Genomic DNA, 13,057 nt, shown 5'->3' with positions numbered 1-13,057 from the left:
ATCCGCTGACGCTTCCGTTGCTCCCTGTGATCGCTGGGAAGCTTGCAAAGTATGTTCTCAATGAGCGGACGAATTCCGAGGACGACCCTCTGTTTTTGCGTATGCTCGCGCCTCATACCGAGCTGGCAGATCATTCTTCCATTTATGAAGTGACGAGGAAGGTCTTCGCAGCTGCCGGGGTGGACCGCACGAAGGTTGGGGCCAGCATCGGGTGGGCATCATGGTGTCGTTAAAGAATTCCCATATCCCTGTCGTGCCCAATGACACGACTTCATCATCGGCGACCGTCGCACCCTCAAACTGCCGGTCATTGATCGCGAAGCCGCGCATCATTTTCATGCTGAGCCTGCAAGTCCGGCATAGGGTTGAAAACCAACACGTCCACCCTCATCCCCTTGCGGATGAGGGTGGTACCAGTAGAGCCCTGCACGATCATCCACCAAAAAGCCGACGGACTTTGTGGCGCCCGGCTGGATAGAAAAACGCGGTTGACCGTCGACCTCCGGCGGCACGTGCAGCCCATGCCAGTGAACGGTTGTGGTTTCAGGAAGGTGGTTTTCAATATGGACCCTGACGCGCTGACTGCGGCGCAACCGTATCAATGGAGCCACTGTTCATCATTCCCGATTCGCCCATACGTCCAGGGTCGGACGAGGTGTCGGAAAACGCGAAAATGCGAACAGTATGACTGCCGTGTATCGGGTGATCTTCGCCATGGCTGAAACCTCATAACGTTATTTTGGTCTCTCAAACTAAACCTGCGAGTAGCTCAAAGGTCAATAAGAGATCACGGCCGCCACTGTTCAACCCGGTTCGCATCGAAATTCACGCTCCACACGGTGCCATCCCTATCCACAGCAACCGCAATTTCAGTCTGACCCGGTCCATCAGATTCGACACCAAAGGAGGTCAGGTAATCGCCGTCGGCCGTAAACTTCTGGATCCGGTTATTATAGAAGTCGGCGACGAAGACGCTGCCGTCCGGACCCACCGCCACGGAGGTTACGGTGGCGAACCAGCCCTTGAATGGTCCAAAGATGTTCAGTGCAAAGGGCCCGCCCCACTTGCGAATGACGTTGCCGTCGCGACCAAATTGCTGGACACGGTCATTGTATCCGTCAGCGACATAGAAGCCGCCGTCGGCGGTTAACGCTACACCGGTTGGGTAGTTAAACTCGCCAGCCCAGATGCCTTTCCCATTCCAGCTATTCAGCACTTGGCCGTTCGCATCAATATGCACGATGCGCTGACCATAGGTGTCGGCGATGAGCAGTGTGCCGTCGGGGTAGACGGCCACGCCGCCAGGACTGTTTAAGCCGCCTTCGACCTCGATGGTGCGCTTATGGCTACCGCCCAGTGTGTAAACGTGGATGACATCCTTAAAGTAATCAGGTATGTACACCCCTCCAAGTGCGACCGACAGGTTCATTGGCCGGTCGAGGTTGTCCTGACCAAAGGCACGTTTGAAACGGCCCTGTTTGTCGAATACTTGGATACGGCTATTGCGCGCATCGGCAACGAACACCTCGTCAGCTGTCACGGCAATGCCGGTTGGATCATTGAACTGGCCTTGGCCGCTGCCTTTTTCACCCCAACTCGCGGCCAGTTCGTAAGGCGGCTCCTGGTTCCAGTTGATTATGCCGCACGACGCTGAGAGCAATGTCACGAATGCGAGGGCTATGGCCAGGCGGATTGATCGAAATGTCATGGCGGAGTCCTGTAATGATCGAGCAGCGATCCGGTTAAAAGTTACGGCGAAAACCAACGCGGACGATGTAGTCGTCTTCCAAAGCGTCGCCGTTAGGATTGGCACTGACCGGCAGTTGCACCGTGCCCTCCACAATCCAACGCCGATTGATGTATTGCAGGCCCGGGGCCAGCAGCCATTGGGTGCCGCCCGAGTCCGGATCGGTGCCGTTGCCAACGTCGTCGCGGTTACGGTGCACCAGATTGGATTCCAGCAGGGCATAAACAAATCCCGGCGTGCCCGAGGTGAATGTCCGTGGCCAGATCCGATATTGCAGCGAAGCGTCGAAATAGGTCTCGTCACCGGCCGCAAAGCCATTGTGGCGGCCGTTTTCGCGATAGAGCACCTGCGCGTCGACCTGGTATTGCAGGGTCTGGTAGGTGGTGACTGCGCCAGCGAAGCCGTCCCAGGCACCATCGCCGGTTTGCAGCGGGCGCGGCAGTTCGCCGAAGCGGTCACCGTCGTTATCGTCACCGGTAGGCGCGGTAATACCGGCCACCGGAGCGATCCGAAAGGTGCCGCCGGTGAAGTCATGCTTGTACGCGGTATAACGGGCAAAAACCGTCGCGTCGCCAAAACCCTCGGTGCTGCGATTGACGCGGCCCATCGGAGTCGTCACGTCTAACTCCCGATTAAAGAAATAGGGCACCGCACCGAATACAGACAGGCGGCTGTTGATGCCGTACCCCAACACACTGACTAACGCCTGAACGGAGACGTCCCGGTCGCGCGGCCCGCCACTGGAGCGCTCGCGTACTACGGCCTGCTCGCGCCAGATGAACTCACCCTGGGCGACGGGCAGCGCGGTGTTGAAGGTGTTGGGGGCCGCCTGGGCGAGCGACGGTGCTATCAGAAGCGCCGCGACGGCGGTTGTTCCGGCCCCAAGGCGCTCGCAAATATTATTGGTCATCGGCTTGCTCCCCCTCTGCGCTTTCGAAAGAATCCAGTGTAAAGCCGGCTTCCTCGACCGCGGTGCGCGCCCTGTCTTCGGTGAGAGTCTTGCTCTCGGCCAGGGTGACCCGCACGACGCTGTCGCCAATATCAACGATCACGTTATCCACCCCATCAACCTTGTTGAGGCGCTTTTCAATACCAAAGGCGCAGTAAGGGCAGGCAACGCCTTTGACGCCGAGCGTGTATTGATTGGCGGCCAAGGCCGATAGACTGAACATTAACCCCGTGGTGAGAACCAGTAACTTTTTAAGCATGATCAATGTCCAGGTTGAGGATCTTCTTATAGCCTAATACCTGGAGTTACCTCCAGGTCAACACCTAATTCAGTGTCATCAAAGCCGAGTGGGCCATCCTGTCAGTCGGTCGAATTCAAGCTTTCGATAATCGGACAGCCCTTGTCCGTGCTGCGGCACAGGTTAAGCAGCAGTTCCAACTCGTACTGCAGTCGTTTGAGGTCGTCGAGGCGGGCTTTGATTTGTTTCAGTTTTTGCTCGGTGAGTTGCTGTACCTGTGGCCGAGGCGTTTCGGGGGCGCGTCGCAGTTTCAACAATTCGCCGATTTCCGTCAGCGAAAAATTACAGCGTTGGGCGCGCTGGATGAAGCGCAGCTGCGAGAGGTCGCGCTCGTCATAACGCCGGCGGCCGCCAGGGTCGCGGGCAATACGCGGCATCAGTTGTATCTTTTCATAGTAGCGTAGCGTATCGACCGAGAGGCCGGTACGCCGGGTGGTTTCGCCGATCAGGTAGGTCGTCATATGCAATCCACGCTGGAAAACAAGGTTTTCATTGGCAACAGACGCAGCCGTAGACGCTAGCCGGCTTTTTGGTCTGTTCAGTGGGTTTTGTCGAAGGCGCTGCAACTTCCATGCAACCGCAGGTCGCCAGATCGCAGGCGCTGGGCGCAATACGGGCGCGCTCGGCCAGCAGCAGGGTCTGAATCTGCTGGCGCAAACCCAGCAGCCGGGTCACTCGTTCGTCGATATCCTCCAGGTGGCTCTGCAAGATTCGTTGGTACTCGAGTTCCCCGCCCGGGCAACGGCCCGAGGCCGCCGGTTCCAGCAGGATGCGGATTTCATCCAGACCCAGTTCCAGCATGCGCGCGTGATGGATGAATTTGAGCCGGCCGATATCAGATTCGTCGAACACCCGGTTGCCGCCAGTATGCGACAGCGCGTTGTGGCGGCGGGCTTCGGGTATCAGGCCGATGCCCTCGTAGTAGCGGATGGTGCGCACGCTGATCCCGCTTGCTTGGGCGGCTTCGCCGATCCTATAGGTCACCATGGGAACTCCGTGTTCAATATTCATTTAAGATTACAACCTCTAGTGACTAGAAGTTCAAGTGCCGGCTACTCGAGACAATGAGCTTGTGTTTCACTCTGTCTCGGCCGGCTGCACTTCTTCCAGAAACCGCAGCCAATGCTTCGGTAGGCCGTGGGCGCGGGCGCCTTCGCGCAACAGAGTGATGTGACGCAGCGAGGGATTGCCGTCGCTGGCTTTGCCTTCGGCGATGTAGTTCACGGCGTGCAGCTTGCGGCCTTCGGTGTCTTCGGCCTCAAGCCAGAGGTGGCGATAACGGCGGCCGGGCACACCTTCAGTGGCATCCAGCCATAGTAGGTCCTTCCGTGTGATGCGGTAGAGCACACCCCAGACTTCCGCTTGCGGATCGGGCGCGATGTTGGCAGGCGCGGCGCGGCCGCGCGGTCGGCCCTCCAGATTGAAGCGCAGGCGATAGCCGGCAATGCGGCCCGGCCGCCATTCCAGCGGTTGCATGCGGCGTCTTTCGCGAAAGGCGCTGTCGTGCATGTTGGCGCCGAAGGCGAAGTACCAAATTGTCTCGTCAGGGTGGCCCTCGACGCGCAGCCCATGATAGCGATACCACGGCCGCGAAAGGGTCCATGACCGCGCCAGCTGCCGCCGCAGCGCTTTGCGCAATCGTAACATCATACCGTCATCTCCTTACCGTCAATAGGGCGCAGCCGGCGCGCGAAAAACCATTGCAACCCTGCCGCCACGCCTGCGGCAGCGAATACCGGCGCGAGGCCAGCTAGACTCACCAGCCCGCCACCGATGATCGGCGCCAACGCGGCCGGCGCGATCAGGGCGTTGAAATAGCCGCTGTAGGCTGGGCGCTGGTCGTCGGGCGAAATTTCCATTAGGTAACCGAGGTGGGCGATGGTGGCGCCATTGCCGACGGCGCCCAAGACGAAGAACACGGCCGCGAACCACGGCAGGGGCATGGTTTCGGAGTGCACCATGGGCAGATTCAACCAGGCGAGCATCGCCAGCGGCGCGACCTCCAGAAGGCGGCGTTTGCCCAGCCGGTCGCCCCACCAACCCCACAGCGGATTGACAACAATCGCTCCGCCGGTCTGAGCGCCCAGCAACAGCGCCACTTCGGCGTCGGATATCCCAAAATCAGCCGAAGCGACCACGTAGAACGGCAATGCCATCGACACCAGTCGTTCGCACCAGCCCGTGTAGACGAATAATCGAAAATGGCTGTCATTGCGGCTGATATCCAACCCCTGCCGGAGGAAATCGCGGAAGCGATGCGAATCCGAGGGTGGTAGTGGGGCTTGTGGTTCGCCCGCCCAGACAAAAGACAACGTCGAGACCAACAGAAGCAGTGCCCCGAGGAACAGGATCGCCGCATAGTCGGCGGGGAATGGCAGCACCTCAAGTAGGCCATGCGCCGCGGCGGCAACCGCCAGGGCCAACAGACCGCCGCCGAAAAAACGCGCGGCCAGCAGACGGCTGCGAGCTGCTGAGGGAACTGAACGCGCCACAATATCGTTATAGGGCACGGCGACGATCCCACTAACGAAGGCATAGAGCGTCCACAGTGCGAAGAAGGCGGACACAGCCAGGAAGCCAGGCAACGGCCCGGCCAGGGCCACCGCCAGCGCGACCCCCGCCAGGCAGGCGGCTCGGCCGAATGCGCCGAACTTGTAGAATGGCATCCGCCGGCTGCGGTGCTGTGCAAAATAGGCGACGAACAACTGTGGAAACAGCCAGCCGTAGCGCAGGATCGCCGCCGCGGCGCCAACTGCCAGGGCGCTTTCGGTGAGCCGATCGACCAACGCGGCGACGATCGTGCGGGGGTCGGCGGCGGCCGCACCACCCTGAAAGAAAATGCCGGCCGCGGTAATTCGCCGAAATCGCTGTCGGGTCTCAGGGTGGATTTGCGGCATGGGCCGGCTCCGCACGCAACTCGGCAAGGGTAACACCATGACGCCACAGGGTGAGCGCCCCGATCAGGCTGATCGTGAGCATGTTGGCTACGACCAGCAGTGTCGCCGTGGCCACCGCCTGTTCCCGACCCACGCCGAGCAGTTCCAGCGCAAATATCGAGCCCAATAGAAAGCCGCCGGGCACCCTTGCGAATCGATTCAAGATGACCAGGAAACCCAGGAAGACGAGCAGGAACAAATAATCCAGCGGTGTCAGGAGGAGACCGAAAGCCCGTCCGGCCCACAGGAAGTGGGTGGCCGCGATCAGCTTGATGACCAGACTCGCGGCAATGATGGCCAGCCACCGCCAGCGCTCCCGCGGCCAGACGACGCCCTCGGCAAACGAGACCATCAGGTCCTGCACCCGGGTGGCTATGCGCGGCGGCAAGCGGGTGCACTGGCGCAGCAGCCAGCTGGTCTCGGCGGCAACCTGACGCTTGTGGCGATTGAGCGCAAACAACAAGCCGAGGAATAGCGCCAGGCTCGCGCCGCCGCCGGCAACCAGGGCCAGACGAATATTGCCCTGCGGGTCGGGAAACGCGGCCAGAAAGACCACCAAAGCCACGATAGCAGTGAAGACCACCCCGTCGATCAGCCGGTCCAGGGCAGCTGTGGCCAGCACGGTGCTCGTTTTCAGCGCCTCGATACGTGCGATCAACCAGGAACGCACCAGCGGGCTGGCGCCGAGCGGTACCAGGAGATTGAAGAAATAGCCCACCATGATGCCGCCGAACAACCGCAGCGTGCCGACGCTGCATAGCGGGTACATCAACTGCCGCCATTTCCAGGCGCGTACCCACTGTTCGGCGACGATGACAGCTGGCACCAATGCCAGAAATAAAGGGTCGGCGCCCGCGAAGGTGGCCCGCAGTTCGGCCAAGTCGATCCGTGTAAACACCCAGGTGAAGCCGCCCAGGGCGATTACGGCCCCGGCGATGGACAGCCAGCGCGCCCGGCCGTTCATGTGGCCGTTTCCACTTGGTCCAGAAAATCCACATACCCGGCGGGCAGGCCGCGCTGCCGGGCGGCTTCCCGCACGATGCGCATGTAAGCCAGCGAAGGCCGGCCTTGCGGCGCTCCGGCGGATACCTTGAAAGTGACGGCCGGCACTGCGCGCCCTTGCGTGTCCAGTACCTCGGTCCACAAATATTCGTATTGGGGCCCCTCGCTGGCATCCAGGCGCACAAATTTGTGCAGCGGCAGTCGATACAACACGCCATGCACGGTTTCGCCCGGCGCTTCGACAATATTAGCCGGGGCGGATTGGCCGGGTTTGCGACCACCGGCCACGGTAAAGCACAGCCGCCAGTCGTCCAATCGCGCGATCTGCGTCTCGATCGGGCGCATGTGCCGGCGCTCGCGGAATAGCCACTCGTTCATGTTCGAGCCGAAAGCGAAGTACCAGATTGGAGCTTCCGGCATGGCCGGGGGTGGAACGCGCCCACGCCGCAATCTTACCCACTGGCGGCAAATGGACCACAAAAAGGGAGTCATAGCATTATTCCTTTGTGTGACGGCGACGACTTGTCCACCAACGAGCGATACACCATTGCCGGACAGATTGCTTGAGCGCTGACGTCAAAGGCGGTCAGCAACAGTTGCACGCTTGTTCACGGGTATTGACTTCGCTGTCGCATTCCGAACATTTGCATACCTCGAGCTCACCCTCCTGGCGTGTGAACTCACAGCCGCACTTCGGGCAGGTATATCGGTGCTTGTCGGCGCTTTCGGATGGTGTGTTCATGCTCCAGTCTCCATTGCTATTGGAAGTGGCCAGCATCAGGCGGGTACAAGACCTCAGCCTGCGCAATCGACAACCATATACTATACTCAGGCCTCCAGTCGCTGGAGGTTCAAGCGCTCTATGCTCGTACCTCAGGTTCGATCACCCACGCTCGCCACGGCATCGAAAAATATGTCCGGTCGCTGCCATAGCGAATTGATAAAAATCACCGTCACGCTGGTGGCCATGGCAACCATGGCCCAGACCGGGTAGATCAAGCCGGTGGCTGCTAATGGAATACCGATACCGTTGAATAAGAAGGCCAGACTCACGTTCTGCAGCATCTTGCGATAACCCCAGCGGCTGATTTCCCAGGCGGTAATGACCGCACCCACACGACCGTTGAGAATAATGATATCCGCGGCGTCGATGGCGATATCAGTGCCACTGCCCATGGCGATGCCGACATCCGCCTGCATCAGTGCCGGGGCGTCGTTGATGCCGTCGCCGACCATCGCGATGCGCGACTCACGTTGCATGGCACGCAGTACTTCGGCCTTGTCGGCCGGTAGCACGCCGGCATGAACGTCGTCGATACCGGCACGCTCAGCGATGTAACGGGCGGTGCGCTGGTTGTCACCCGTGAGCATGATCGTCCGGATGCCGAGTTCGTGGAGTCTGGCGATGGTGTCAATGGTATCGGCGCGCAGGGCGTCACCCAGGGCGATCGCGCCAAGCAATCGATGACCGCGGGCCACGACGATCACCGTATGGCCCTGTTGCTCGGCGGCTTCTATGGTATCTCTAAGCGCACTCAGATCGATGCCCAGCGAATCCAGGAACGCCGGGCTGCCGATCCGAATAACCTCGCCATTAATGTGAGCGGTCACCCCACGCCCGGACTCGGCCTGAAAATCTTCCACGTCGGGGAAGTTTACGCCCCGTTCCAGCGCGGCCTCGACCACGGCCCGGCCCAGTGGATGCTCGGACGCCGCCTCGACCGCTGCCGTGATCGCCAGCAAGCCGTCGTCGTCGCCGTCGAGACTTTCAATAGACCGCACCGCGGGTCGGCCTTCGGTGAGTGTGCCGGTTTTGTCGAACACGACCGCATCCACCGTGCGCAGTGCCTGAAAGGCCTCGCCGGTGCGCATCAACACACCCTTATCCGCGGCTTCACCCGCTGCTCGTACAATCGACAGCGGCGCCGAGATACCGACCGCACAGGGATAGCCCATAACCAGTACCGTCAGGGCGGCAAACACCGCACGTTGAAACTGGGGATCGGTCCCAAATAACAACGGCCCCAAGGTCCACGCCAGAAAGGCGAGGATCGAGATGGTCAAGACGGTGGGCGTATAGACCTGCAGCACGCGATCCACGATATGCAGCAAGCCGGGCTTGAGGGCACGCGCGTCTTCGACGCTGCTGATCACTTGGTGGAGAAAGCTCTCGGTGCCGACCGCCGTGACCCGGATCAAAAGCGTGCCATTGCCATTGATCGCGCCACCCACGACGGTATCATCCGTCGATTTATCAACGGGCATGGACTCACCGGTAATCAGCGCCTCATCCACAGCGGACGCGCCATCGATAACGATACCGTCGACCGGGATACGCTCGCCGGGTCGTACCCGCACCTGCATACCGGATGCCACTTGCTCTACAGGCACATCCCGTTCGTCACCCTCAGTGACGACGTGTGCCGTATTGGGTTGCAAATCCAGCAATCGTTTAACCGATTGTGCACTGCGCGTTTTCACAATCAGCGATAACCATTCGGAGAATATGTGGTAGGTAAGGACCATCACCGACACCGCAAAAAACGCGGCGGTGGGATAGCCTTCAGGCTGGAGAACGAGCCCAATGGCACCGCCAATCAGTCCCGCAAACGCGCCGATTTCCACCAACACATGCTGATTGAGAATGCCCCGTCGCAGCGCCTGTACCGCCATGACCAGCATATGTCGCGCAACGCCAAACATGATGCCCAATGCGAGCGCTGCGACCAGCAATGACTCAAAACCGGTCAGCACGCCACCGGCACGCAGGGCGAATAAGACGAGTCCGCCCACGGCCAGGCCACTGCTGCCCGCGAGTGCGGTGGTCGTGCCCTGACCGCGCAGTACCGCATAACCAAACCCGACCAGGCTGACATAGACCACCGCTGACAGACCGAGGGTCCAGATCGTGGTGGCGTCGACGATGAGTCCGACCGAGGCCAGGCTCATGGCGAGGGCAACCACGAAACGGTTGCGTTCGATGGCCAGCGCTTTTTCCTGGCGCTCGAAAGGTTCGACCTTGCGCGGATCACTCAGCGTATAGCCGATCTGTTGCAGCGTACCCATCAGATCCCTGGCATTGGCCTGGGTACTGTCATACTCCACGAGCGCCTGCTCGTGGGTCAGACTGACCGCGACGCGCTCCACGCCGGGCTTGCTGCCCAGCGCGCGCTCAATGGTGCCGGTACACAGCGAACAATGCAGCCCTCCGATATGAGCCCGCACGCGGTTGATGCCCTGGCGGTCAGTTGGCTCTTCGCTCCATGGCTCGAAGCCGTCTGTGTGGGTTGTGGTGTGTGTCATTACGATACCTCCGGTTATAAGTTGAAGCGCGTGCTAGATCAAAACGCCAAGGTGATGGACCAGAGACCCAGAGCGACCAGTACCGCACCGGTCCAGCGCGGCATGCGCCCGGCAAGGCGCGCAATCGCGGTCAGCAGGCGGCGCCCGGAACGCGTGAAAACGGCTAGTATTAGCGGGCTGGAAATTGCCAGCCCAAAAACGAATAGCGTCAAAGCGCCGTAGGCCACACCGGAGCCCGTGGCTGCCTGCGCGGCGGCGTCGCCCAGCAGGACCGCCAATAGCGGCGCTGCACAGGCCGGAACATTCAGCCCAAATGCAGCGCCCAGACCCACGCCGCCCGCCGCGGGGGAAATGTGCGGAAGCAGACGGTTCATCTGCCGAATTATCCAGGGCGCACCGCCGGCGAGATAAACCAGTCCCAGCACCACATAAACGCTGCCGAGAACGACCCATAGGCCATGCTGCACACCCAGAAAACGTGCGCCAATCAAGGCGGCAAGTACGCCGAGCAGACTCATGAAGACGGCCCGCACAACCGTGAAAATCAGTGTCTGCAGCCAGCGCTGGCGCTTGGGAAGCCGATCCAGGAATTTCAGAAAAATCAAATGGCTGCCGACCGAGCACGGTTCCACGAAGCCCAAGAGTCCGAGCCCTATCGCCAACAGCAGGCTTTGTAGCAAATCCATGCTTAGCGCTCCGTGGGCGTTGCCTTATAGCCGGCTGCCCGTACGGCCTCGGCCAGGGTCTCGGCTGAAACCTGGTCGGCGTCGTGCGCGATACGCGCCTGTTTCAAGTCCAAGGACACTGAGCAGCCCTTGACGCCAACCTGCTGCTCCAGCAAATGCTGAACGATCTGCACACAGCCCTCGCAGTGCATGCTGTCGATAGTCAGTACCGTGGTTTTCATGACTCGCTCCTGAAGTCGGGCGGCGTGGGAAAGCCGCCTTGTTAGATACGTCTTCAGGAGAACAATACAACCTGGAGCCAACTCAAGGTCAAGGAGATTTTTTTGGTGGGTTTACCACTGGGGGTTAACCGAGCCTGAGCGCGGTCACACGCATCGAAAACCGGGTCGGTTAAATAATACTTGGGAATAAATCCTGCATTGATGACGCCTTTTATTCCTGTAGTCTCCGGCTCGTTGACATGGCATGAGCGTACCGTTCCGAGATTACCGGATAATGTTGCCCACTGACTTCAAGGAGTATCACAATGAAACACATCATCACCTCATCATTACTTATCTTCGGACTCGGTTTCAGCGGCCTGACTCTCGCAGCCGGTACGTCGTCACTGGAAACCACCGCACAACCGAGCAACGTGACGGGAGTTGTCAAGATTCCCACGGTTACCATGGGCGAGAACGGTTTTGTTGTCATTCACGAGAGCAACGCCGCAGGCAAACCGGTTGTGCCGAATTCTGTCGGGTTTACCCGGATTACGAAAGGACGGCATAGCGATGTCATTGTCATATTGAATCGACCGCTCCAACCTGGCGAGAAGCTGTTCGCTATGCTGCATCGAGATACCGGCAAGGCCGGGGTCTATGAGTTTGGTCCGGGCTCAGTCGATGTCGACCAGCCAATTGCCGTTGACGGCAAAGTCGCCCTCAAAGCCTTCAACATCACCGCCACAAACGATGTGGTCAATCAGGCTCCGACAATGGGTCCCGCCCAACCCATCTCCAACCGGGACCGGGTCTACAGCGCCGACCAGACTTCCAATACCCTTACCGTTATTAACCCCGCGACCAACACCGTTCTCGGCACCTTGCCGTTGGGCGACCAGCGCCTGGACGGGGTACTCGGGCCGGTCGATACCAATGAGGTGAATGTGCACGGTCTGGGCTTTTCCCGGGATGGCCGTCATTTACTGGCGATCAGTGTCACCTCCAACGCAGCCCAGGTGATTGATGCGGGCTCCAATTCAATCGTACAGACAATGCGCACGGGGCGCGCCCCGCACCCCGCACGAAGGATTTATCAGCCCCGATGGAAAAACTGCCTGGGTTGCGGTCTGCGGTGAAAATGCTGTTGAGATTTTCGATATCGACAGCGGTAAGCGTGTCAACCGGGTTGTCACGGCCAAGGGTGTTTCCAAGGTCGTATTCAGTCCCGATGGGCAACGGGCGTACGTCAACCATCTGTTCACCAATGAACTGGTGGTGATCGATACTAAAACCCAAACCATCACCAATCGTATTGCCATTCCGAAGCAGGCCGGTGGTTCCGCTGATCTGGCAGTCACCCCCGACGGCAAGGAAGTCTGGCTGGGCCAGCCCATTACGGGCCACACCACGGTGATTGATACCGACAAGCTGGACGTGAAGACTGTGCTCGAAACGGGTCCGCGCACGAATCACCCCAATTTCGTGACACTTGACGGTGTCAACTACGCCTATGTGACCGTTGGCGGCGAGAATGTAACCAAAGTCTTCCGCAGGCCCCAGGATGGCAGCAATCCGGTTCAAGTCGATACCATCAAAAATAGCGGCGTTGGTCCTCACGGCATCTGGCCAAGCCCGGACAACACCCAGGTCTATGTAGTGCTGCAAAAATCCGACGCCCTGGATGTCATCGATACAGCCACTCGCAAGGTCATCAAAACTCTGCCTGATTAGCAATGAAGCTCAGCCGACCGGATGACCCGCTGAGGCCGCGGCGCGCAGCGCACGGCCGCGATGAGCAGCCGTGTCGGCAGCGCCCTGAGATCAAAGCGGCGGTTGAATCGGTAGCTGAACGCGGCGAGGTAGCGCGCCGCATACTTCTGGAAGTCGAAGGCATGGTACGTCCCCGACAGGCTGGTCTTAAGATTGCCAAGCA

The 13,057-nt window shown here is 59.9% G+C and carries 16 protein-coding genes and 1 pseudogene; 3 read left to right on the top strand and 14 right to left on the bottom strand.

The features are described from left to right. Positions 1-233, top strand: a pseudogene (locus tag A3OI_RS23450) (integrase); the annotation flags it as partial. 102 nt (positions 234-335) lie between these two features. Here the strand turns inward: A3OI_RS23450 and A3OI_RS22255 are convergent. The 13 genes from A3OI_RS22255 to A3OI_RS0115815 form a co-directional block, all read right to left on the bottom strand. Then, a complete protein-coding gene (locus A3OI_RS22255; RefSeq protein ID WP_228703013.1) occupies positions 336-611 on the bottom strand; it encodes a multicopper oxidase domain-containing protein in 276 nt (91 codons plus the stop codon). Between the two features lie 176 nt (positions 612-787). Next, positions 788-1,708 (bottom strand): NHL repeat-containing protein, encoded by a 921-nt coding sequence (locus tag A3OI_RS0115870; protein ID WP_018405229.1) that lies wholly within the window; start codon positions 1,706-1,708, stop codon positions 788-790. 34 nt (positions 1,709-1,742) lie between these two features. Further along, complete coding sequence (locus A3OI_RS0115865; protein ID WP_018405228.1) at positions 1,743-2,657, bottom strand: transporter family protein; 915 nt, start codon at positions 2,655-2,657, stop codon at positions 1,743-1,745. Further along, positions 2,647-2,955, bottom strand: coding sequence for a heavy-metal-associated domain-containing protein (locus tag A3OI_RS0115860; RefSeq protein ID WP_018405227.1), 309 nt, complete (start codon positions 2,953-2,955; stop codon positions 2,647-2,649). Before A3OI_RS0115860 ends, A3OI_RS0115865 begins: the two co-directional genes overlap by 11 nt. Before the next feature lie 101 nt (positions 2,956-3,056). Further along, complete coding sequence (locus A3OI_RS0115855) at positions 3,057-3,455, bottom strand: heavy metal-responsive transcriptional regulator (protein ID WP_018405226.1); 399 nt, start codon at positions 3,453-3,455, stop codon at positions 3,057-3,059. A 28-nt stretch (positions 3,456-3,483) separates the two neighbouring features. Continuing rightward, the gene (locus tag A3OI_RS20530) at positions 3,484-3,981 is read right to left on the bottom strand and encodes a MerR family transcriptional regulator (RefSeq protein WP_018405225.1); all 498 of its coding nucleotides are present in this window, start codon (positions 3,979-3,981) and stop codon (positions 3,484-3,486) included. A gap of 90 nt (positions 3,982-4,071) precedes the next feature. Beyond that, positions 4,072-4,644: a gamma-glutamylcyclotransferase family protein gene (locus A3OI_RS0115845; RefSeq protein WP_018405224.1), complete on the bottom strand. Its 573-nt coding sequence runs from the start codon at positions 4,642-4,644 to the stop codon at positions 4,072-4,074. Further along, entirely contained in the window at positions 4,641-5,891 is a 1,251-nt protein-coding gene (locus A3OI_RS0115840; RefSeq protein WP_018405223.1) for an MFS transporter, read from the bottom strand. Before A3OI_RS0115840 ends, A3OI_RS0115845 begins: the two co-directional genes overlap by 4 nt. After that, entirely contained in the window at positions 5,872-6,894 is a 1,023-nt protein-coding gene (locus A3OI_RS0115835; RefSeq protein ID WP_018405222.1) for a lysylphosphatidylglycerol synthase transmembrane domain-containing protein, read from the bottom strand. The genes A3OI_RS0115840 and A3OI_RS0115835 overlap by 20 nt, the downstream gene beginning before the upstream one ends. Next, entirely contained in the window at positions 6,891-7,424 is a 534-nt protein-coding gene (locus tag A3OI_RS0115830; protein ID WP_018405221.1) for a gamma-glutamylcyclotransferase family protein, read from the bottom strand. Before A3OI_RS0115830 ends, A3OI_RS0115835 begins: the two co-directional genes overlap by 4 nt. Before the next feature lie 381 nt (positions 7,425-7,805). Continuing rightward, entirely contained in the window at positions 7,806-10,235 is a 2,430-nt protein-coding gene (locus A3OI_RS0115825) for a heavy metal translocating P-type ATPase (protein ID WP_018405220.1), read from the bottom strand. A gap of 38 nt (positions 10,236-10,273) precedes the next feature. Further along, positions 10,274-10,921, bottom strand: coding sequence for a cytochrome c biogenesis protein CcdA (locus A3OI_RS0115820; RefSeq protein WP_018405219.1), 648 nt, complete (start codon positions 10,919-10,921; stop codon positions 10,274-10,276). 2 nt (positions 10,922-10,923) lie between these two features. Further along, positions 10,924-11,142, bottom strand: a complete 219-nt coding sequence (locus A3OI_RS0115815; RefSeq protein WP_018405218.1) for a heavy-metal-associated domain-containing protein — start codon at positions 11,140-11,142, stop codon at positions 10,924-10,926. A 305-nt stretch (positions 11,143-11,447) separates the two neighbouring features. Here A3OI_RS0115815 and A3OI_RS21280 point away from each other — a divergent pair, with 305 nt between their 5' ends. Continuing rightward, positions 11,448-12,260 carry a YncE family protein gene (locus A3OI_RS21280; protein WP_018405217.1) on the top strand — a complete coding sequence of 271 codons (813 nt, stop codon included), beginning with the start codon at positions 11,448-11,450 and terminating at the stop codon, positions 12,258-12,260. After that, positions 12,148-12,855, top strand: coding sequence for a YncE family protein (locus tag A3OI_RS22250; protein WP_081622959.1), 708 nt, complete (start codon positions 12,148-12,150; stop codon positions 12,853-12,855). The genes A3OI_RS21280 and A3OI_RS22250 overlap by 113 nt, the downstream gene beginning before the upstream one ends. On the opposite strand, the gene A3OI_RS22245 is transcribed toward A3OI_RS22250, so the two are convergent. Further along, on the bottom strand, positions 12,852-13,057 hold a 206-nt coding region (locus A3OI_RS22245), incomplete at its 5' end, for a transposase (protein ID WP_177313725.1). The two genes, A3OI_RS22250 and A3OI_RS22245, sit on opposite strands and share 4 nt — an antisense overlap.

The sequence above is a fragment of the Marinobacter gelidimuriae genome, assembly GCF_000372805.1.
GTDB classification, from domain to species: Bacteria; Pseudomonadota; Gammaproteobacteria; order Pseudomonadales; family Oleiphilaceae; genus Marinobacter; species Marinobacter gelidimuriae.
The sequence above is the reverse complement of the archived record's forward strand: the minus strand, read 5'-3'. Positions and strand labels throughout refer to the sequence as shown.

Excerpts from the sequence above, each read along its gene's own strand:
- A3OI_RS0115870 (WP_018405229.1), bottom strand. The coding sequence starts at position 1,708 with ATGACATTTCGATCAATCCGCCTGGCCATAGCCCTCGCATTCGTGACA.
- A3OI_RS0115865 (WP_018405228.1), bottom strand. The coding sequence starts at position 2,657 with ATGACCAATAATATTTGCGAGCGCCTTGGGGCCGGAACAACCGCCGTC.
- A3OI_RS0115860 (WP_018405227.1), bottom strand. The coding sequence starts at position 2,955 with ATGCTTAAAAAGTTACTGGTTCTCACCACGGGGTTAATGTTCAGTCTA.
- A3OI_RS0115855 (WP_018405226.1), bottom strand. The coding sequence starts at position 3,455 with ATGACGACCTACCTGATCGGCGAAACCACCCGGCGTACCGGCCTCTCG.
- A3OI_RS20530 (WP_018405225.1), bottom strand. The coding sequence starts at position 3,981 with ATGGTGACCTATAGGATCGGCGAAGCCGCCCAAGCAAGCGGGATCAGC.
- A3OI_RS0115845 (WP_018405224.1), bottom strand. The coding sequence starts at position 4,644 with ATGATGTTACGATTGCGCAAAGCGCTGCGGCGGCAGCTGGCGCGGTCA.
- A3OI_RS0115840 (WP_018405223.1), bottom strand. The coding sequence starts at position 5,891 with ATGCCGCAAATCCACCCTGAGACCCGACAGCGATTTCGGCGAATTACC.
- A3OI_RS0115835 (WP_018405222.1), bottom strand. The coding sequence starts at position 6,894 with ATGAACGGCCGGGCGCGCTGGCTGTCCATCGCCGGGGCCGTAATCGCC.
- A3OI_RS0115830 (WP_018405221.1), bottom strand. The coding sequence starts at position 7,424 with ATGACTCCCTTTTTGTGGTCCATTTGCCGCCAGTGGGTAAGATTGCGG.
- A3OI_RS0115825 (WP_018405220.1), bottom strand. The coding sequence starts at position 10,235 with ATGACACACACCACAACCCACACAGACGGCTTCGAGCCATGGAGCGAA.
- A3OI_RS0115820 (WP_018405219.1), bottom strand. The coding sequence starts at position 10,921 with ATGGATTTGCTACAAAGCCTGCTGTTGGCGATAGGGCTCGGACTCTTG.
- A3OI_RS0115815 (WP_018405218.1), bottom strand. The coding sequence starts at position 11,142 with ATGAAAACCACGGTACTGACTATCGACAGCATGCACTGCGAGGGCTGT.
- A3OI_RS21280 (WP_018405217.1), top strand. The coding sequence starts at position 11,448 with ATGAAACACATCATCACCTCATCATTACTTATCTTCGGACTCGGTTTC.
- A3OI_RS22250 (WP_081622959.1), top strand. The coding sequence starts at position 12,148 with ATGCGGGCTCCAATTCAATCGTACAGACAATGCGCACGGGGCGCGCCC.